20 protein-coding genes are annotated in these 19,403 nt (G+C 38.4%); 6 read left to right on the top strand and 14 right to left on the bottom strand.

Translation table 11 applies throughout. The features are described 5' to 3' along the window. Positions 1–603: 603 nt before the first annotated feature. Positions 604–1,143, top strand: a complete 540-nt coding sequence (locus tag H4J52_RS08695) for a gamma carbonic anhydrase family protein (RefSeq protein ID WP_182179673.1) — start codon at positions 604–606, stop codon at positions 1,141–1,143. A gap of 15 nt (positions 1,144–1,158) precedes the next feature. Here the strand turns inward: H4J52_RS08695 and H4J52_RS08690 are convergent, their stop codons facing one another. From H4J52_RS08690 to H4J52_RS08680, 3 genes are all read right to left on the bottom strand, one after another. Continuing rightward, positions 1,159–1,386 carry a hypothetical protein gene (locus H4J52_RS08690; RefSeq protein ID WP_182179675.1) on the bottom strand — a complete coding sequence of 76 codons (228 nt, stop codon included), beginning with the start codon at positions 1,384–1,386 and terminating at the stop codon, positions 1,159–1,161. A 2-nt stretch (positions 1,387–1,388) separates the two neighbouring features. Beyond that, positions 1,389–2,195 (bottom strand): shikimate dehydrogenase, encoded by an 807-nt coding sequence (gene aroE / locus H4J52_RS08685; protein WP_182179677.1) that lies wholly within the window; start codon positions 2,193–2,195, stop codon positions 1,389–1,391. A 133-nt stretch (positions 2,196–2,328) separates the two neighbouring features. After that, positions 2,329–3,027: an OmpW family protein gene (locus H4J52_RS08680; protein WP_182179679.1), complete on the bottom strand. Its 699-nt coding sequence runs from the start codon at positions 3,025–3,027 to the stop codon at positions 2,329–2,331. A gap of 178 nt (positions 3,028–3,205) precedes the next feature. Here H4J52_RS08680 and H4J52_RS08675 point away from each other — a divergent pair, with 178 nt between their 5' ends. Further along, a complete protein-coding gene (locus H4J52_RS08675) occupies positions 3,206–5,053 on the top strand; it encodes a DUF3413 domain-containing protein (protein ID WP_182224518.1) in 1,848 nt (615 codons plus the stop codon). A 121-nt stretch (positions 5,054–5,174) separates the two neighbouring features. Here H4J52_RS08675 and H4J52_RS08670 read toward each other — a convergent pair whose 3' ends face one another. The 9 genes from H4J52_RS08670 to H4J52_RS08630 form a co-directional block, all read right to left on the bottom strand. Then, positions 5,175–5,546 carry a diacylglycerol kinase gene (locus H4J52_RS08670; RefSeq protein ID WP_182179683.1) on the bottom strand — a complete coding sequence of 124 codons (372 nt, stop codon included), beginning with the start codon at positions 5,544–5,546 and terminating at the stop codon, positions 5,175–5,177. A 2-nt stretch (positions 5,547–5,548) separates the two neighbouring features. Further along, positions 5,549–6,463: an oxygen-dependent coproporphyrinogen oxidase gene (hemF, locus tag H4J52_RS08665; RefSeq protein WP_182179685.1), complete on the bottom strand. Its 915-nt coding sequence runs from the start codon at positions 6,461–6,463 to the stop codon at positions 5,549–5,551. Continuing rightward, on the bottom strand, positions 6,460–7,008 hold the full coding sequence (locus tag H4J52_RS08660) for a Sua5/YciO/YrdC/YwlC family protein (protein WP_182224517.1): 549 nt from the start codon (positions 7,006–7,008) through the stop codon (positions 6,460–6,462). The genes hemF and H4J52_RS08660 overlap by 4 nt, the downstream gene beginning before the upstream one ends. Positions 7,009–7,126: 118 nt before the next feature. Next, complete coding sequence (locus tag H4J52_RS08655) at positions 7,127–8,752, bottom strand: acyl-CoA synthetase (RefSeq protein ID WP_182179689.1); 1,626 nt, start codon at positions 8,750–8,752, stop codon at positions 7,127–7,129. Positions 8,753–9,001: 249 nt separating this feature from the next. Then, positions 9,002–9,505, bottom strand: coding sequence for a 5-(carboxyamino)imidazole ribonucleotide mutase (gene purE, locus H4J52_RS08650; RefSeq protein WP_182179691.1), 504 nt, complete (start codon positions 9,503–9,505; stop codon positions 9,002–9,004). Positions 9,506–9,543: 38 nt separating this feature from the next. Beyond that, positions 9,544–10,119, bottom strand: a complete 576-nt coding sequence (locus H4J52_RS08645) for a topoisomerase DNA-binding C4 zinc finger domain-containing protein (protein ID WP_182179693.1) — start codon at positions 10,117–10,119, stop codon at positions 9,544–9,546. 75 nt (positions 10,120–10,194) lie between these two features. Further along, positions 10,195–10,668, bottom strand: a complete 474-nt coding sequence (locus tag H4J52_RS08640) for a DUF494 family protein (RefSeq protein ID WP_182179695.1) — start codon at positions 10,666–10,668, stop codon at positions 10,195–10,197. A 9-nt stretch (positions 10,669–10,677) separates the two neighbouring features. Continuing rightward, positions 10,678–11,835 (bottom strand): DNA-processing protein DprA, encoded by a 1,158-nt coding sequence (dprA, locus tag H4J52_RS08635; protein ID WP_310649612.1) that lies wholly within the window; start codon positions 11,833–11,835, stop codon positions 10,678–10,680. Between the two features lie 58 nt (positions 11,836–11,893). Next, positions 11,894–12,991, bottom strand: coding sequence for a LysM peptidoglycan-binding domain-containing protein (locus H4J52_RS08630; protein ID WP_182179697.1), 1,098 nt, complete (start codon positions 12,989–12,991; stop codon positions 11,894–11,896). A gap of 124 nt (positions 12,992–13,115) precedes the next feature. Between H4J52_RS08630 and def the strand changes: the two genes are divergently transcribed. The 4 genes from def to trkA are packed head-to-tail and all read left to right on the top strand — an operon-like array spanning position 13,116 to position 17,388. After that, the gene (def, locus tag H4J52_RS08625; RefSeq protein ID WP_182179699.1) at positions 13,116–13,625 is read left to right on the top strand and encodes a peptide deformylase; all 510 of its coding nucleotides are present in this window, start codon (positions 13,116–13,118) and stop codon (positions 13,623–13,625) included. A 36-nt stretch (positions 13,626–13,661) separates the two neighbouring features. Beyond that, positions 13,662–14,654, top strand: coding sequence for a methionyl-tRNA formyltransferase (fmt, locus tag H4J52_RS08620; protein WP_182179701.1), 993 nt, complete (start codon positions 13,662–13,664; stop codon positions 14,652–14,654). After that, positions 14,654–15,985: a 16S rRNA (cytosine(967)-C(5))-methyltransferase RsmB gene (rsmB, locus tag H4J52_RS08615; RefSeq protein ID WP_182179703.1), complete on the top strand. Its 1,332-nt coding sequence runs from the start codon at positions 14,654–14,656 to the stop codon at positions 15,983–15,985. The genes fmt and rsmB overlap by 1 nt, the downstream gene beginning before the upstream one ends. A 23-nt stretch (positions 15,986–16,008) precedes the next feature. After that, the gene (gene trkA / locus H4J52_RS08610) at positions 16,009–17,388 is read left to right on the top strand and encodes a Trk system potassium transporter TrkA (RefSeq protein ID WP_182179704.1); all 1,380 of its coding nucleotides are present in this window, start codon (positions 16,009–16,011) and stop codon (positions 17,386–17,388) included. Positions 17,389–17,464: 76 nt separating this feature from the next. On the opposite strand, the gene H4J52_RS08605 is transcribed toward trkA, so the two are convergent. Then, the gene (locus H4J52_RS08605) at positions 17,465–18,916 is read right to left on the bottom strand and encodes a TrkH family potassium uptake protein (RefSeq protein ID WP_182179706.1); all 1,452 of its coding nucleotides are present in this window, start codon (positions 18,914–18,916) and stop codon (positions 17,465–17,467) included. A gap of 106 nt (positions 18,917–19,022) precedes the next feature. Next, positions 19,023–19,379: a 5-carboxymethyl-2-hydroxymuconate Delta-isomerase gene (locus H4J52_RS08600; RefSeq protein ID WP_182179708.1), complete on the bottom strand. Its 357-nt coding sequence runs from the start codon at positions 19,377–19,379 to the stop codon at positions 19,023–19,025. Between the last annotated feature and the right edge of the window lie 24 nt (positions 19,380–19,403).

Genomic DNA, 19,403 nt, shown 5'->3' with positions numbered 1-19,403 from the left:
TGAGAGAATTAAGAACCGACTATGTAAAATCAATGTAATGTGAGTGTCCACACAAATTGCATGATAACTAATTGTTAAAGAAAAACTCATTTACTCAAAGTAAAGAGTTAGATATAAAACCCATTTGTTTATACCTTTGGAGCGTTGCTCCATTGCTGCAGGCCTTGCCTGAAGCGAGATGCGCATGATACGCTCCTCAGTTTCGATGTCAACGTTTTATTTAATTTAATTTGAAGTTAATTCAGATTTCATTTTAAAACGTTAAGTTAACCATTTAGCTCTTATAAAGAGAAGTTAACTTATCAAAACAGCCCTTTGGGTTACCCCTTGGAACTGGAGCGCATTCTAGACATTTCTCGCTGGGCGTCAACCCTTTTTTGTCATAACTTTGAATTAAGTTCTCATTCGTTCGATTAACATACAAGCCCTATTTTTATTGAGGTTTATTCGAACAAATATACTATTTATTAACCATGTAATCCTAGACGCATAATTATACTGACTACTGCTTATTTAAATTAATACCTTTAATAAGTTATATTTTCTCACCCTTTTGTACTTATTTGCTAAGATAAATGAATAGTTCACTACCTAATGGTTATTATGAATAAAACTAAATTTCGTATGTATAATAAAATATCGCCTAAATTGGGGCAAAATGTCTATGTTGATGAGTCTTCGATACTTGTTGGTGATATAACGATAGGCAACGATGTAAGCATTTGGCCTTTAGTTGCAGCGAGAGGTGATGTTAATACAATTAGTATTGGGGATAGAACGAACATCCAAGACGGAACAGTATTACATGTAACCCGTAAAAGTGCGGCGAACCCTAACGGTAATCCTTTAATCATCGGCGAAGATGTTACTGTTGGTCATAAGTGTATGCTACATGGTTGCATATTAGGTAATCGAATACTCGTGGGTATGGGGGCCATTGTTATGGATGGTGCTGTTATTGAGGATGATGTTTTTATTGGCGCCGGCTCGTTAGTTCCTCCTCATAAAACATTAGAGAGTGGTTACTTGTATGTCGGTAATCCTGTGAAAAAAATGAGGTTGTTAAAAGAGAGTGAACAAGCATTTCTCAGTCAATCGGCTCGCAATTATGTTGAGCTTAAAAATGAGTATCTTGCTCAGTAGTCGTTAATAGACTTTCTACGTGTAGACTACTTCTATTCTACTACCAGACAATGGCTCATTATCTTCGAGCCATTCTTCAATAATTTCTTCTAAGTTAAATTTCAACTCATCAGTAAGTTCATCATGCTTTTTACATTTAATGAGGATACTAATACGTTCTCCTGACAGCAATCCTGTAAATACCCAGCCTTTTTCACTATCATCAAAGGATATATCATCGTTGAAGATTATTTGCTGATTCATCTTTAACCTTCTTTTCTCAGTTTATTTAATACTGGCGCTGCTTCAGGTAATACGTTTCGCCAAATCCTGAAGCTTTCTGCCGCTTGCCCTACCAACATGCCTAAACCGTCAATAACTTTAGTTGCGCCATTTACTTTCGCCCAAGCTAAAAAGGGGGTCAGTTCTTTTCCATACACCATATCGTAGCAATGAGTATTGGTGACAAGTTCTGTTGGTATAGGTGGAATTGTCCCGGTTAGGCTTGCTGAGGTTGCATTGATAATAAGATCAAACTTTGCTTTACCTAGCGTATCAAACCCTGCAGCAAAAAGTTTATCGTTTTTAAACTTTTTAATGAGTGCTTCTGCTTTACTCACGGTTCTGTTCGCTATAACAATGACCCGTGGTGCTTGTGCTAATAACGGTAGAACTACGCCTTTAGCGGCCCCACCAGCGCCCAGTAATAATATGCGACTATTCTTTAATGAAACATTATGGTTAAGCAAGTCTTGTACAAGCCCTTCCCCATCAGTGTTATCTCCAAATATCTTTCCATTAGCAAAAGATAACGTATTCACCGCGCCGGCAAGTTCAGCACGTTCGGTTAGATGATCACATAATGCCATAGCTTGCTCTTTAAACGGTGAGGTAATGTTTGCACCTTTAGCACCACTTTTCATAAAAGCATTTATCGTTTTTTCAAATTGATCTAATGCGACATATTCACTTTGATAGTTAAGTTGCTGTTGAGTTTGTTGAGCAAAAGATTGATGAATAATCGGTGAACGTGATTGTTTAATAGGGTTACCAAAAACGCGATATTGATCCATATGAGGCACTGAGTAAGAAATCATACTTAAGATTATCGTAATAAAGCCATGATGAATATAAAAAAGGCAGTAACTTTTATATAAAAAGTGACTGCCTTAGTAAGGTTATTGAGTATTATCGCTATGGGTAATGTTAAAACTTGTAACCTAACATGATTGAATAAACCATCGGATCAACGTCTACTGATGCCGAGCCTTTAATGTCACCAATTTGGAAGGTAGCGTCGGTATTAATATCAATATAACGAGCAGAAGCATTTATATGCCATTTATCATTGATCAGGTAATCTGCGCCAACTTGTAATGAAAAGCCAAATGAACCATCGAGTTCTAAATCGTTAAATCCTAGATTTTCAGGCGTACTTTTGAAGTCTTCATCAAAAAATATTGTGTAGTTAACACCAACACCAACGTAAGGCTTAACACTTGAAGCATTATCAAAGTAATATAGTGCACTAATTGTTGGCGGTAACTGAGTTACTTCAGCTAAAGTTGCGCCGTCAACATTTGCGCCAAATAGTCCACCAGAAATACTTTGAGGATCATGAATGGTGATATCATGAGTAAATGGTGTCGCCGCTAAAACTTCTATAGCCCAATTGTTATCGTAAAAATAAACAAAATTTAAACCCAGTTGAGTATTGTCATCAACCGTCACAGATAACGGTGTATTACCACCGAGTGCTTCAACATAAACACCTGATTTGTCGCTGTCTGGGTTAACCATGGTAGCACCACCACGTACAACAAAATCTCCGGCTTTATAATCTGCAGCCATTGCAGTTATAAAAAGAGAGGATAAAACAGCTAATGTGAGTAAACTTTTTTTCATGAGAGTAGTCCCTATTTATCTTGTGATATTTAATGACGCCGATTTTATAGATACCTAAAAATAAAAACTTGACCTAGCGCAATTAAATCGCTTTGTTTTAACTTTTCCCATCACTAGACTGATTTTAAAAAGCTATGTTATGCTGTGTCCCTAGATAAAATAAGGATCTTTTAACATATTGTTCTCTCAAAAAACTGCATATAGAACTTACCTCTATAATTGGCTCACGCTATATAGCCTTTGTAATATTGTTGTCGCTTTACTCATAGGATCACGTTTTTATCAAAGCCAAACGATACCCGACAGCTTTATTGGTATTTTATTTGGTCTAACCCAAGGTATTGGCCAATTAGGTCTATTGTCTTTTATAGCTAGCCTACCTCTATACCTGTTGGCAAAGATTACGAATAAAAAACAACTTGTCATTTATAGTGCGCTACTTTTAAGTTGCATCGGATTAACAGCATTACTCGCTGATACCTTTATTTATCAATTATATCGATTTCATATCAATGCGATGGTCATAGAGTTATTTATTGCTGGGGGTAGTGAGATAATTTCATTTCCAATGTCAATGTGGCTCATTATACTTGGCTTAATCACTGTCGTTTTAATAGGACAGTACTGTATTGTAAAAGCCGTAACTTGGTATATAGACAAGGATAAAAAAAACCACAAAGCATTTCTTTATTTAATTCCCTTATGTATTTTATCTAGCCATATCATTCACATTTGGGGGGATGGAACCTATAACAGAGACATTACCAAGCAAAGTAAATTACTTCCTTTAGCTTACCCTACAACGGCTAAATCTTTGATGGCGAAGTATGGTTTACTTGATGTTAAAGCACATAAAACGCAGTCACTGCTCAAGCATAATAAAGTCAAAAGTAATCTGGATTATCCTCTCGCTGAAATTGCAGTAACAGAAACAGAATCAAAGTTTAATATTATTATGATTGTTATTGATTCATGGCGGGCAAATATGGTTTCACAGACATTGACTCCTAACATATTTGCTTTTAAGGAAAAATCTTTGCAGTACTTAAACCACTACAGTGGTAGTAACAATACTCGCCATGGCATGTTCTCGTTAATGTATGGCATACCGGGTAGTTATTGGGATAGTGTTTTAAAAGAACAACAAAGCCCAGTACTGATGGAAACGTTAATTAATCAAGGTTATCAAGCTCAAATTTTTGCCAGTGCTAAATTAACGTTACCTGAATTTGATCAAACCCTTTTTTCTAATATTCCTTCTTTAAGGCTCACATCAGAAGGTAATAAACCTTGGCAACGCGATGAAAAATTAACGAAAGACTACTTAGATTGGTCAAGTAATAATTCACAAAAAAAACCCAGTTTTAGCTTATTATTTTTCGATTCAGCTCATGGCTTTTCTTTGCCTGATGATTATAAAAAGCTTTTTAAACCGAGCCTAGATGAAGTAAATTTTCTTGCCTTAAATGATAATTACGACGCGGAACCTTTTATTAATCTGTATAAAAATTCATTGCATTATATTGATGGTAAAGTTGGTGAAGTACTTGACTCATTAACAGGGAAACTAGACAACACTATTGTTATTATTACTAGTGACCACGGTGAAGAGTTTAATGATAGCAAGTTAGGTTATTGGGGTCACAATAGTAATTATTCAAAATACCAGACTGCAGTACCCCTTATTATTCATTGGCCAAACAAAACGCCAGCTGTAATTAATTATCAAACAAGCCATTTAAATATTGTGCCAACACTGATGTCAGAAGCATTAGGGGTAACTAATCAGGCAAGTGATTACAGTAGTGGAGTATCTTTGTTCAAGCAAGAAGCCGCTTTACCTTGGCTATTTTTAGGTCGAGGTGGATATTACGCAATTAAATCGGAAAAGCACCTTTACGAACTTGATAGATTAGGAAATTTCACTATTTTTGATGATAAATACCAAGAAGATAAGCAGGCTATAATTAACATTAACTATGTTCAAGAAGCATTATTAGAAATGTCACGGTTTTATCAAAAGTAGTTGCATATACGCTCTTTGCCATCCATAGCACCGCGTTATACCGTTCATCCTGAACATAAAAAAGCGAGAGGCATTTGCTCTCGCTTTATATTTGTGTGGTTTATGTTTCGTATACTCTTTATCAGAGTAGAGTATATATTTTATAAAGCCAAACCAAAGCAAAATAACACAATGCGACAAACACAGCCGCAGAGCCAAGATCTTTTGCTCTGCCACTCAGTTCATGGCGCTCAACGCCTATACGGTCGACAACAGTTTCTATCGCTGAGTTGAGTAACTCGGCGATAAAAATAATAACAATACCCGACATCAGTAAAACGAACTCGATAAAACCATTAGCCAGCCAAATGGCCAACGGTGTGGTCGTAATAAATAAGAGCACCTCTTGACGAAATGCCATTTCATATTTGTACGCCGCTTTAAAACCAGCCCAACTATTTTTTGTTGCAGGAGCTAATCGGGAGAAAAATCCAAGAGGCTTATTTTTTTTCATATCTATGACTCTACTAACCAGTTTTGTGGCACTAGATAAGATGCTAGCTCAGCTTCTTTGCTTGTCGGGTCAGGTTGATAGTTATATTCCCAACGCGCAAGTGGTGGCATCGACATTAATATTGATTCTGTGCGACCACCTGATTGCAAACCAAATAGAGTGCCGCGGTCAAAGACCAAATTAAATTCAACATAACGACCACGACGATATAACTGAAATTGGCGTTGTTGCTCTGAAAACTCATTAAGCTTTCTTTTTTCAATAATAGGAACATAAGCATCAATAAACCCCTGGCCAACCGCTTTAATGTAGTTTAAACAGGTGTCAAAATCCCATTGATTCAAATCATCAAAAAATAAGCCACCAACACCACGTGTTTCATCTCTATGTTTTAAATAGAAATATTCATCACACCACTTTTTATGCTCATTATAAACATCTTCACCAAAAGGCTGACAAAGTGATTTTGCGGTTTGGTGCCAATGAACAACATCTTCTTTGACTGGATAAAAAGGCGTTAAATCAAAACCGCCACCAAACCACCAAACGGGCTCTTCACCTTCTTTTTCAGCAATAAAAAAACGTACGTTGGCGTGTGATGTTGGGATATGAGGATTTTTAGGGTGAATAACTAATGAAACACCACAAGCTCGCCAGGTTCTCCCGGCCAATTCAGGACGATGAGCACTTGCTGAGGGGGGTAATTTATCACCTGAAACTTCAGAGAAATTAACACCACCTTGTTCGATAATGCTTCCATCAGTTAATACTCTCGTGCGACCACCACCACCTTCAGCGCGCACCCAGTTGTCTTCAATAAATTGCCCGCTGCCATCAGCAGTTTCTAATGCTGAACAAATGTTGTCTTGCAATGATTTTAAAAATTCAATGACTGTTTCTATACTTACTTGGCTCATACGCGAATGATCTCTCCGGTCAGTGCATCAATTATTTTTGAAGGTTGAGTATAACCTAACGTATTCCCTTTTATGATGAAATCAATTTCATCTGATAGTTTTTGTTCAACCTCTTGCCAAGTTCTTGCTGGTTGCTCTCCTGATAAGTTAGCACTTGTGGAGACAATAGGTTTATTTAGCCGATTACATAACGCGACAACATCAGGTTGGCTCGTTAATCGCACCGCTATGGTAGAAAAACATCCAGTCAGTAACATATTCGTTTGAATGTTTTTGGGGACTAACTGCGTAATACCGTCAGGCCAACGAGAGAGTATGCTATAGCGCTTATCTTGCGGTATTTTGCTGTCGTCAATATAGGGCAATAATTGAGAATAGTTAGCGGCAAGTAAAATTAAGCCCTTCTCTGGTGAGCGTTTTTTAATGCTAAGTAGTTTTTCAATCGCTTGTAAATTGTCAGGATCGCAACCTAAACCAAATACGGCTTCGGTTGGGTAAGCAATAATGCCACCTTGGCAATAAGCTTCTTCGGCAGAAGTCATCATAGATAAAAATGAAATAAAGGAGTGATATAACGATTATACGGCCTTTATCTAAGAGATAAAATAAGTGTTTAATTCCAAGTAAATAAAATTATATCTGTGGAATTAAACACCTGAGCGTTTAGGAAAGGTTTTTCACTTTTTCGCGTAAAACAAACTTCTGCACTTTACCTGTAGAGGTTTTTGGTAAATCGCTAAATACAATGCTTTTAGGCGCTTTAAATGTAGCCATATGCTCTCGGCAGAAGTTAATAATATCTTCCTCTGAAACGTTTCTCCCGCGCTTTAAAGTCACGAAGGCACAAGGGGTTTCTCCCCATTTATCATCTTTTTTAGCAACCACCGCAGCCTCTAAAATATCAGGGTGTTGATATAACACACTCTCTATTTCAACAGAGGATATATTTTCTCCCCCTGAAATAATGATATCTTTCGAACGATCTCGTATCTCAATATAACCGTCGGGATGCTTAACGGCTAAATCCCCTGAATGAAACCAACCATGTTTAAATGCCTCATTGGTGGCTTTATAATTTTTTAAATAGCCTTTCATCATGGTATTACCACGAAACATTATTTCACCAATGGTTTCGGCATTACAGAGCACAGGCTGCATAGTGTTGGGGTCTAAAACATCGACTTCTTCTTGCGTTGGATAACGCACACCTTGACGTGCTTTTAACGCAGCTCGTTCATCGTCACTCTTATCATTCCACCCATCTTTCCACTCACTCACGACACAAGGGCCATACACTTCGGTTAAACCATAGCCTTGAGTAATATCAAAACCCATCGTTTCCATACCTTTGATAACTGACGGTGGTGGTGGTGCACCTGCTGTCATTATATTAATACCACGGGGTATTTCTGCTAATAGTGCTTTGTCTGCATTTAAAATCATATTCAAGACAATCGGTGCACCACAAAAGTGACTGACCTTATGCTCGATTAAACTTTCAATAATGGCCCCAACTTCCACTTGCCTTAAGCATACTTGGGTGCCACCCATAGCAACAACGGTCCACGGGAAACACCAACCATTGCAATGAAACATAGGTAATGTCCAAAGGTAAATGGCGTTATTACCTAATGGCCATATCATGTTATTACCAACAGCGTTTAAATAAGCACCTCGATGAGAATACACCACACCTTTTGGGTTACCCGTCGTTCCTGAGGTGTAATTTAGCGCCAGCGCCTGCCATTCATCATGGATTAAATTACCGATAAAATTTTCATTACCTTCAGCAAGTAAGTCTTGATATTCAATACAACCCAAGCGTTCACCCCCCTCACTCATTACATCGTCAATATCAATAATCAAAGGCTTTCTTGAACATAGTGTTAAAGCTTTTTTTACGACACTTGAAAATGCGGTATCAGTTAAAAGCACATCGCATTCGCCATGATCAAAAAGGAAGGCAATACATTCAGCATCTAAACGAATATTTATCGAATGTAATACAGCACCTGTTAGCGGTACACCATAATGAGCATCTAAAAAGGCGGGAATATTAGCTGCCATAATGGCAACAGTATTACCCGGCTTAACGCCGCGCTGCATTAAAGCAGATGCTAAACGTCGAACATTTTGACGATATTCACGATAAGTAATTTTTTGCTTACCGTGAATAATGGCAACACGCTCAGGGTGAACATCGGCCGTTCTGTTTAAAAAGTTAATAGGAGTTAAAGGTTGGCTATTAGCAGCAACTTTGTCTAAGCCTTGGCTATATATATTGTTCATCGATGTTCCTCATTATAATAACAGTGCAGGTAGCTATATATGCCACTTAATTTTTTACACACAATGAAGAATAGTTTACGCCTATTATTGGGTTTAAAAATCATCCTTTGGTCTAATGGGGTTGTATCAACATTGCCTGCATTTACTCATAGCGACCTGTAGACACAAATACGATAGTGAATTTTAGGTATAAAAAAACCAGCATGTCGCTGGCTTTTACAAGTAAAAAGTAAAAATTAAAATTAAAATTTAGCCTAACTTTGCCTGCATCGCTTCATCTTTAGCAAGTAAAGCAATCACATTAGCGGCACGCTCTTCTTTTACTTTTTCTGCAATTGATTGGTCAGCAACACCTAAAATTTGTGCGGCTAAGTAACCCGCATTTTTAGCGCCAGCTTTACCAATAGCAACCGTAGCAACCGGAATGCCGCCCGGCATCATGACCGTTGACAGTAATGCGTCGTGCCCCTGTAATGGTCCGTTGTCAATTGGCACACCAATAACTGGACGAGTTGTCATTCCAGCAACAGCACCAGCTAAATGAGCCGCTAAGCCAGCAGCACAGATAAAAACTTTACAACCGCGTTCTTCCGCATCTTTTACATAAGCCTTGGCAGCATCAGGTGTTCTATGTGCTGAGCGAACACGGACTTCGTGCTCAATACCAAATGTTTTTAAAACGCTGATAGTAGCTTGCATAACAGGTAAGTCAGAATCTGAGCCCATTAATATTGCAACAAAAGTTGATGACATTTTCTCTCTCCAGAAGTTTAGTTAAATAATTGCGCGCATTATATCTCTTTACGCTTATAGGTACATTTCTTTTCTGGGCAGACTAAAACGTTACCACTTGCCATTTTTCGCCTGACTAAAATAGACCACTGACACTCCGGACATTTTTCTGCAACCGGAGGATAGTTCACAACATACTTGCATTTGGGGTATTGTTCACAGGAATAAAATGTTTTGCCGTAGCGATTGGTACGCTCGATTAATTCAGCTTGCTTGCCCTTTTTCTGACACTGTGGGCAGGCTACACCAGCATCTTCTTGACCGCTAGTATCTTCAATATGATGACACTGGGGATAATTAGAACAACCGATAAACATACCATATCGGCCTTGTTTCACCGCAAGTTCATGTTGACACTCTGGGCATTGAGTACCTGCCAAAATTTGATCTTCAAGACGTTCATGTTCAACAATAGGACGGGTAAAATCACAAGTAGGATAGGAAGCGCAACCAAAGAATTTTCCGGACTTACTATTCTTTATAACAATTTCACTGCCACACTCAGGACATACCTCATACGCTTTTTCTAACGCGTGTTCATGTTGTGAAAATAAAGGTTTATCGGAATTAGGCATAATGCATTCACTAGAATATTGTTAATATCATTATGCCATGATTAGTAAGGTGTAAGCGAACATTACGATTGATACTTAGTGTAATGGACCTTCTTGCTCATCAAAAATGAGGTCTTCCATTTGTGAATAAGCATTTTCCTTACCTGGCACATTAAACAAGACCATAAGTACAACCCACTTTAAGTCGTCAATCGAAAAGAACTTCGTGTCTAATTCCATTACTCGGTCAATAACCATTTCCCGCGTCGTAAAATCAAGGACATTGACTTGTTCTAGGAATAACAGAAAACCTCGGCATTCTACGTCAAGTAGTTGCATTTCATCATCGGTATAAACACGAACTGAACGACGCCCTACTCGTGTTAAGTATGGGTAAGCATCAGTGTCTTGCAATGCAGCTAGTTTCTCTAGCCAACTTAACGCCTTATATATTTCGTCTTGATGAAAACCTGCTCGGGTAAGTTCATCAGTTAGTGACTCTTGATCCACCATTATTTCGGCTTCACTATGTATATAATTTTCAAAAAGATACATCAGGATATCAAACATAATTAGCCCTCATTTTACTCTTAGATAACCACCTGGAACCATAGCAACCAGACCTTTAAGCTCTAACATTGTTAACCGAGTTAATACTTCATTTATAGGTAATTTACTTCGGGAAACCACAATATCTACGGGCGTGATTTCATAACCCACACTAGCTAACAATGCATCGTTAAACAAGTGTTGTTTTTCACTTTTTTCAAACGATTGTCCTTTCGTTATATTTATCATTAAGTTTAGACCACTTTCTGGCAACAGGTCTATTTCATCTACTATATCGGCAATATCGTCGACAAGTTTAGCACCTTGTTTGATGAGCCAATGACACCCCTTAGCTTGTGGGTTATTAATGGTGCTGGGCACAGCAAAAACTTCACGATTTTGTTCAATAGCACAACGAGCAGTGACTAAGGAGCCACTTCTAATCGTAGCTTCAACCACTAATACACCTATACTCATACCACTAATTATTCGATTACGTTTAGGAAAATAGCCTGGTTTAGGGGGAGTACCCGGTAAAAACTCACTGATAATGGCACCATCATTCTCTAGAATATTTTTTGCTAATAACCGATGTCTCGTTGGGTAGACCTGATCTAACCCTGTAGCAACAACCGCAATGGTTTTACCCTTTGCGGCTAGAGTACCTTTATGAGCGGCACCATCAATACCTAGCGCTAAACCACTGGTAATAACTAAGCCTGCGTTAACTAACTGCTGAGCAAATTCGAAAGCATTATCTCGACCGTTAATACTAGCATTTCGACTCCCCACCATTGCGATTTGCTGTTGATTTAGTAAGGTAATGTTCCCTTGTACAAATAAAAGCAGTGGCGGATCATAAATTTGCTTTAGCGTTGAAGGGTATCGAATGTCAGTAAAAGGAATTATTATGCTACCACACCGTTTAGACGCATTAATAATGTTAGCAATCCTTGGCCAGTCAGGCGATCTAATCGCTGCAACTTGCTTTTGAGTCAGGCTTAATGATGATAGTTCTTGTGAGGGATAGAAAAGCTTTTCTACCCCAAAGCGTTCAACGAGGGTTAACTTTTTATGGCTAGCGAGACGTGGGATGAGTTTAAGCGCCAGCCAATAATGACTAGCGCTTTTATTGTGATGTTCATCGCGTGGTTGAACGGTAACATCTGTATTTTTTGTTATCGGCACTGCCTTCTCCTTAAGTACAGTTGCTTTTTTATCCGTTATGATGGCTTTTCTTTAACGGCTAATTAACCATTGGCGAAGTAACCGTATCTTGTAACCTAAGCGGTTTACTTGAACGTAATACCAACGCTAAACTAACTTGCTGATACACTTTAAAAATCATCATTTCACCCACCACTTCTTCTGGCATCTTATAATCAGAATCATCAACGTTTGCTATACGATTCCAACGGGATGTATCTTGGCTATACGCTGGGCCATTGCTTGTTTCAACAACACCAGGGCTGGTTCGCTTTACCGAGACAACATCTCCCTGTTCAATAGCATGTTCAGCACCACGGTTAATCATGACTACAGCTAGTTTTCCAAATTCACGTACACCACTTGCACTATTTAAAATGAGCCCTCGTAATGACTTATTAGCGGGTTTTAAAGTAAAAAAAGAAGGATATTGCTGATTTTCATTAACGGGCATAATGAAATCGCCAGAGCGTATTTCTTGTTTAGCTCCGTCGACGTACAAGGTAGCTGGGACCTTATTATCGATATCTCCTGAACGTAATACTTTTCCCGTTCCAACGACACGAATATTGTAGCCTAAAAGCGCTTCAGTTTCGGGATCGTATATCGCTTCCTCTTTTTGATATATAGCATAGCCTTTTCCTAGCGCTAACTCGCCATTAATATAAAGGTTAAAACCATCAACACTCGAGTTATATCCTTCATCGCTGCCTAAAATATAAGGGAGTTTTTCAATTTCAGCTTCAGATAAAATACTGTTGTACTTAATATAAGGCGCAATAACCTCTAAAGGTAAACTAGAAATAGCAGACTGATCTTTTAGTTGTACGCGAGCAAGAGGCGACCATTTAAGTTCAGGCTTACCACGAACTAACATCGGTTTACCTTGTTCATCAAAAACTAACCGTAACTCTTCACCGGGATATATCAAATGCGGATTATTAATGTCAGGGTTTAATCGCCACAGCTTTGGCCATAGCCAAGGCTGTTTGAGGAATATTCCCGAAATATCCCACAAAGTGTCTCCTTTTTTCACGATATAAGATTTTGGAGCATTGGTATTTAATGTTAACTCATCAGCACTAACAAATACTGAAAAAGACAAACTAAGTGTTAACAATAAACTGCGTATTAGCATGATAGTTCACCTATTAAACAGATATATGAAGCTTTTAGCTTAAACCACTATTATTAATTATATTTAATGGCTAAAATTGAAACATAACACTCAATGCGAACTTTCGCGAATTTTTTGAAGATTTATGACTATTTTAAACGTACTTAGATTCCCAGACGAGCGCTTGCGCACCAAAGCTGTACCTGTTGAAACAATTAACAGTGATGTGAAACAAATTGTCAGCGACATGTTCGATACCATGTATGACGAAAACGGGGTTGGCTTAGCTGCCACACAGGTTAATGTGCACCAACGTATTGTTGTTATTAACGTGACTGAAGATAAAGATCAGGCTTATGTCTTGATTAATCCAGAAATCATTAGTCATAGCGATAGCACAGAAATCAATGAAGAAGGCTGTTTGTCTGTACCGGGTTGTTACGCGAAAGTTGACCGCTATACCGAAGTGACTGTTAAAGCACTCGATCTTGATGGTACCGCGTTCACCTTAAACGCAACTGAATTACTGGCTGTTTGCATTCAACATGAATTAGATCATTTAGACGGTAAACTATTTGTTGATTATTTATCTCCATTGAAACGCCAGCGGATAAAAGCAAAATTAGAAAAAGAAGCACGTTTAGCCAATAGTTAATCATTATTTTTTATTAATAGAATTCGGAATAAAACCTTGTCAAAAGCTCTTAAAATTATTTTTGCTGGTACGCCAGATTTTGCTGCACAACATCTAGCGGCACTTATTAACTCTCATCATGAAGTCGTTGCTGTTTACTGTCCTCCTGACAAACGTGCAGGACGTGGTAAAAAATTAACAGCTTGTGCTACTAAGGAACTCGCATTAGCGCATGATATTGTTGTTGAGCAACCCATTAATTTTAAAGAGGCTGGCGATCAAGAAAAGCTGACCCACTATAATGCTGACATTATGGTTGTAGTGGCTTACGGCTTGTTATTACCGACGGTTATCTTAGAAGCGCCGCGTTTAGGCTGTGTTAATGTGCATGGTTCTATATTACCGAAATGGCGTGGCGCTGCACCTATTCAACGCTCATTAGAAGCGGGCGATAAAGAAACGGGTGTGACTATTATGCAAATGGATAAAGGTTTAGATACCGGTGACATGATAGCAAAAGCAACCTGTGAAATTACTCAACAAGATACTAGCGCTTCTCTCTATGATAAATTAGCCAATATTGGCCCTGCTGCTTTACTGGGCTCACTTGATTTAATGGCAGAAAATAAGCATAACGCTGTTCCTCAAGATAATAGCTTATCTACTTATGCCGCAAAACTTGATAAAAGTGAAGCAGAACTAAATTGGCAATTATCTGCAGAAGAACTTCATCGTAAGATCCGTGCTTATATTCCATGGCCTGTTGCACAATTTACCTTTACTGATGAAAAAAAAGCTGAGCACCGTATTAGGATTTGGCAAGCAAGTTATTCTAATGAAACTCACGATTATATGCCCGGCACAATAATTTCAGCGAATAAGAATGGCGTTACTGTTGCTACCACTTCAGGTTCTCTTTGCTTAGAGTCATTACAATTACCCGGTAAAAAGCCATTGCCAATACATGATATCTTAAATGGCAAGGCACTATGGTTTGCTGAAAATAGCAATATCAATAACTTAACGTCAAACAATTTGAGTGAAAAATAATGGCGACTAATATTAGAGCCCTGGCGGCAAGGTGTTGTTTTGCTGTTGTAGATAAAGGCAGAAGTCTTAGCGATGAGCTACCCAAAGCTCAAGCAAAAGTAGAAGGTAAAGATAAAGGCTTGTTACAGGAACTTTGTTACGGTGTTTTACGCTACTTACCCGCACTTGAGTATGACTTGCGCCAACTCATGGATAAGCCGTTAAAGGGTAAACAACGTGTTGGTCACTTTTTAATTTTAGTCGGTATTTATCAGGTAAAACATACCCGTATTCCTGATCACGCTGCAGTTAGTGAAACGGTAGCAGCAACTAAACCGTTAAAGTGTGATTTTTTAAGAGGTTTAATTAATGGTGTCTTACGTAATATTCAACGTAACTTAGCTAAAGAAGGTGCGGCTGAAATAGCAGCAAACTTACCTGACCCAATAAAGTATTCACACCCTAGTTGGTTCATCAAAAAACTGCAAAGTGCTTATCCTGAGCAATGGCAAGAAATTCTTACCGCGAATTTAGAACGCCCTCCTATGTGGCTAAGAGTTAATCAACAGCATCATGATGTTACTGAATATTTAGCCTTATTAAACCAAGAAGATATTCCAGTAGAGCTCGTTGATGAGAAATCATCGGCGATTAAACTTGTTAACGCAATTGATGTTAACAAACTACCTGGTTTTATTGAGGGCTGGGTTTCTGTTCAAGATGGCGCGGCCCAACAAGCCGCCATCTTACTTAATACCCAAGCAGATGATATTGTGCTTGATTGCTGTGCGGCCCCTGGTGGAAAAACTTGCCATATTATTGAGTTAACACCCGATTTAGCAAAAATGACGGCAATTGACATTGAAGAAAACCGTTTGCTCAGAGTAGAGGAAAACTTATCACGTCTTAACTTATCAGCTCAGGTTATTACCGCTGATGCTGCTTCAAAAGAATGGTGGGATGGACAGCTTTTCGACCGTATTCTTCTTGACGCTCCATGTTCAGGTACGGGGGTCATTCGCCGCCACCCTGATATTAAATGGTTAAGAAAAGCAGATGACATTGAAAAGCTTACGGTATTACAGCAAAAAATATTAGAAAACATTTGGTCTTTGCTTAAACCCGGTGGCATTTTGCTTTACGCAACGTGTAGTGTTTTGCCTGAAGAAAATACTCAGCAAATCGAAAAGTTTTTATCTGATAACAACAATGCTAGATTAGTACAGATAACAAATGAAAAAACTGACATTGGCTGGCAAATACTGCCAAATGAACAATCAATGGACGGTTTTTACTACGCTAAATTAGAAAAAGTAATAGGGTCTGTTGATCTTTCCACATTGCCTCTGTAAAGACTGAAAATTAAAGTTAACTTATGAAAATAATTATTATTGGTGCAGGTCAAGTAGGCGGAACATTAGCAGAAAACCTGGTTGGTGAACGTAACGACATCACTATTATTGATACCAATGCAGAAACCTTGCATGAATTACAAGATAAAATGGACTTGCAAGTTGTTGTTGGTAATGGCTCTCATCCTGATATATTAAAACAAGCAGGCGCTGAAGATGCTGAGTTAGTCATAGCGGTAAGTAGCGATGACGCAACCAATATGCTCGCCTGCCAGATTTGTTATTCGTTATTTAATACCGCGAATAAAATAGCGCGTATTCGCTCATCACAAATATTGCGCTACCAAAAAGAACTTTTTCAATCTAAAAACATTCCTGTCGATCATGTTATAGCTCCAGAACAATTAGTTACCCGTGATATTGCCCGGTTAATTGATTATCCTGGCGCATTACAAGTTTTAGAGTTTGCGCAAGGAAAAGTGAGCTTGGTTGCCGTAAAAGCTTATTATGGAGGGTTACTGGTAGGCCATGCCCTTTCAACTTTACGTGAACATATTCCTAATGTTGATACACGTGTTGCCGCTATTTATCGTAATGGTAAACCTATTCGACCGCTTGGTACTACGGTTATTGAAGCCGATGATGAAGTATTTTTTATTGCTGCAACCATTCATATTCGGGCAGTGATGAATGAACTGCAAAAACTCGAAGCATCTTATAAAAGAATCATGATCGCTGGCGGTGGTAATATTGGTGCTGGGCTAGCTAAAATTTTAGAAAAAAATCATCAAGTTAAGCTTATCGAACGTTCGCCAAAGCGCGCTGAATACTTAGCTTCAGAACTCAATGATACTTTAGTTTTTATTGGTGATTCTTCTGACCAAGAATTGTTACTTGAAGAACACATAGACCAATTCGACGTATTTATTGCGGTCACCAATGATGATGAAGCGAATATTATGTCATCGTTATTAGCAAAGCGCTTAGGCGTTCGTAAAGCGATGGTTCTGATTCAACGCAGTGCTTACATAGATTTAGTGCATGGCAGTGAGATTGATATTGCCGTATCTCCACAACATGCCACTATCTCTGCACTATTAACACATGTTCGCCGTGGTAGTATTGATAATGTATACAGCTTACGTGGTGGTGCTGCTGAAGCTATTGAGATTATTGCTAAAGGTGACGAAAAATCATCAAAAGTAGTCGGAAAAACAATTCAAGCCATTAAATTGCCTCCAGGGACAACCATTGGCGCTATTGTTAGACAAGATGAAGTATTAATTGCTCACTCAGATACAAAAATAATGTCAGAAGACCATGTTATTTTATTCTTAGTCAATAAACGCTACATCTATGATGTTGAAAAACTTTTCCATGTCGATGCACTGACTTTTTATTAGAGTGAGGTAGTATTGAATGTAAAAAACCAGAAATATCTGGCTTTTTTGGTTATTAAAGATGAAAAATCATAGATGACTAAGAGCGCCAAAAGCCTGGGGTAAAGAGTACCAGTAAAGTAAATATCTCTAAACGACCAAAAAGCATCGCGACAATTAATACCCATTTACTGAAGTCGGTGATCTCAGCAAAATTTGCGGCTACAGCGCCTAAACCAGGGCCTAAGTTATTTAAACAAGCAGCAACCGCAGTAAAAGCAGTGATGTCGTCCATACCCGTAGCAAGCAGTAACAACATACAAATAATAAAGACAGCGGCATAAGCTGAGAAAAACCCCCATATCGCCTCAACAACACGATCAGGTAAGGCTTTGCGGCCTAATTTTATGGTGAAGACCGCTTTAGGATGAACTAAACGGTTTAACTCTCGCAAACCTTGCAGATATAAAAGTACCACTCGCACCACTTTCATCCCCCCCCCCGTACTACCTGCACAGCCACCAATAAAACTGGCAAAGATTAATAAGATGGGTAGCAATGTTGGCCAATCGGCAAAACTTGTTGTAGCAAAACCCGCGGTAGTGCTAATAGAAACAGACTGAAATAAGGCTTGGTCGAATGCTTCAAAACCATCTTCATAGGTACCGGTTGCTAACAGAACAATTAAACAGATCAAGGTTAAAACAAACTGAATAGCAATGAAGACTTTAAACTCAGGATCGAAAAAATAATTTTTTAATGAGCGACTGTGTAATACCGCAAAATGTAGTGCGAAATTCACACCTGCAATAAGCAAGAAAAAGACACATACAAAATTAATAGCGGGACTATTAAAGTACCCCATACTATCGGTATGTGTTGAATAGCCACCAATAGCAATCGTCGAGAAAGCATGACAAATAGCATCAAAAGCAGACATACCTGCTCCCCAATAACTAATCGCACAAGCAATCGTTAAAAATAAATAGATATACCATAAATGTTTTGCGGTATCGGCAATCCGCGGTGTCATCTTTGAATCTTTTACCGGTCCAGGTGTTTCAGCACGATAAAGCTGCATACCACCAATACCTAACATGGGTAAAACTGCAACCGCTAAAACAATTATCCCCATACCGCCAAGCCATTGTAATTGCTGGCGATACCAAAGCACTGCATGTGGTAGTCCATCAATTTCTTTTAAAATGGTAGCCCCTGTAGTGGTTAGGCCAGAAAATGATTCAAAAAAAGCATCAGCAACAGATAAATTCGGGTTATCTAAGAGTAAGAGCGGAACAGCAGAGAAACTAGCAAGTACCACCCAGAATAAAACAACGATAAGAAAGCCTTCACGTGCCCGTAAATCACTTTTTTCATTTTTAAAAGGATACCAAGCAAGTAAACCTGCAATTAAACAAAACAGGAATGCAGTAAGAAAAGATACACCACCACCATCACGGTAGAGTAGTGCAATTAAAGCGGGTGGTAGCATGGTCACACTCAATAGAGCGACCAGCAAGCCAAGAATTCGAATGATATTTTTTATTTGCACGAGTTAATTTTTATTATTCAGTAAAGTCATCGACTACATGTTTTTTGATGATAAAGCATAAAGATCAACACTGCGACTTTAAATCGCGTATTTCGTCTTAATTTATTTAGCTAACGCGTTTGTTATATGATTCACGTTCCATATCAACTATTTCAACACTAATTGACACTGATTTAATTGCAAACGTATTTAGCTGACTTAACACCAGCTCAGAGAGTTTTTGTCTTTGTTCTAAATGACGACCAGATAAAATTTTACAGCACACATGCATAAATCGTTGTTTGTTGTTAGCTTCATTCTCTATTTCAGCATAGAAATCTTTATAGGAAATAGCTCTTACTTTAATATCACCCTTAGAGAATAGTGCCGATTGAGTCGCGGCTAGAAAAACACACGACATCAGTGCTTTAATATCTAGTTCTTGAGCCAGTTCTTGTGAATATTCGATAATACAATGTGGCATCGTGCTGTCCTTGTTAGCTAAGCT

This window comes from Colwellia sp. MB02u-14 (assembly GCF_014076915.1).
Classification (GTDB): domain Bacteria; phylum Pseudomonadota; class Gammaproteobacteria; order Enterobacterales; family Alteromonadaceae; genus Colwellia_A.
Note: the sequence above shows the minus strand (reverse complement) of the source record. Positions and strands in the feature narration are given on the sequence as shown.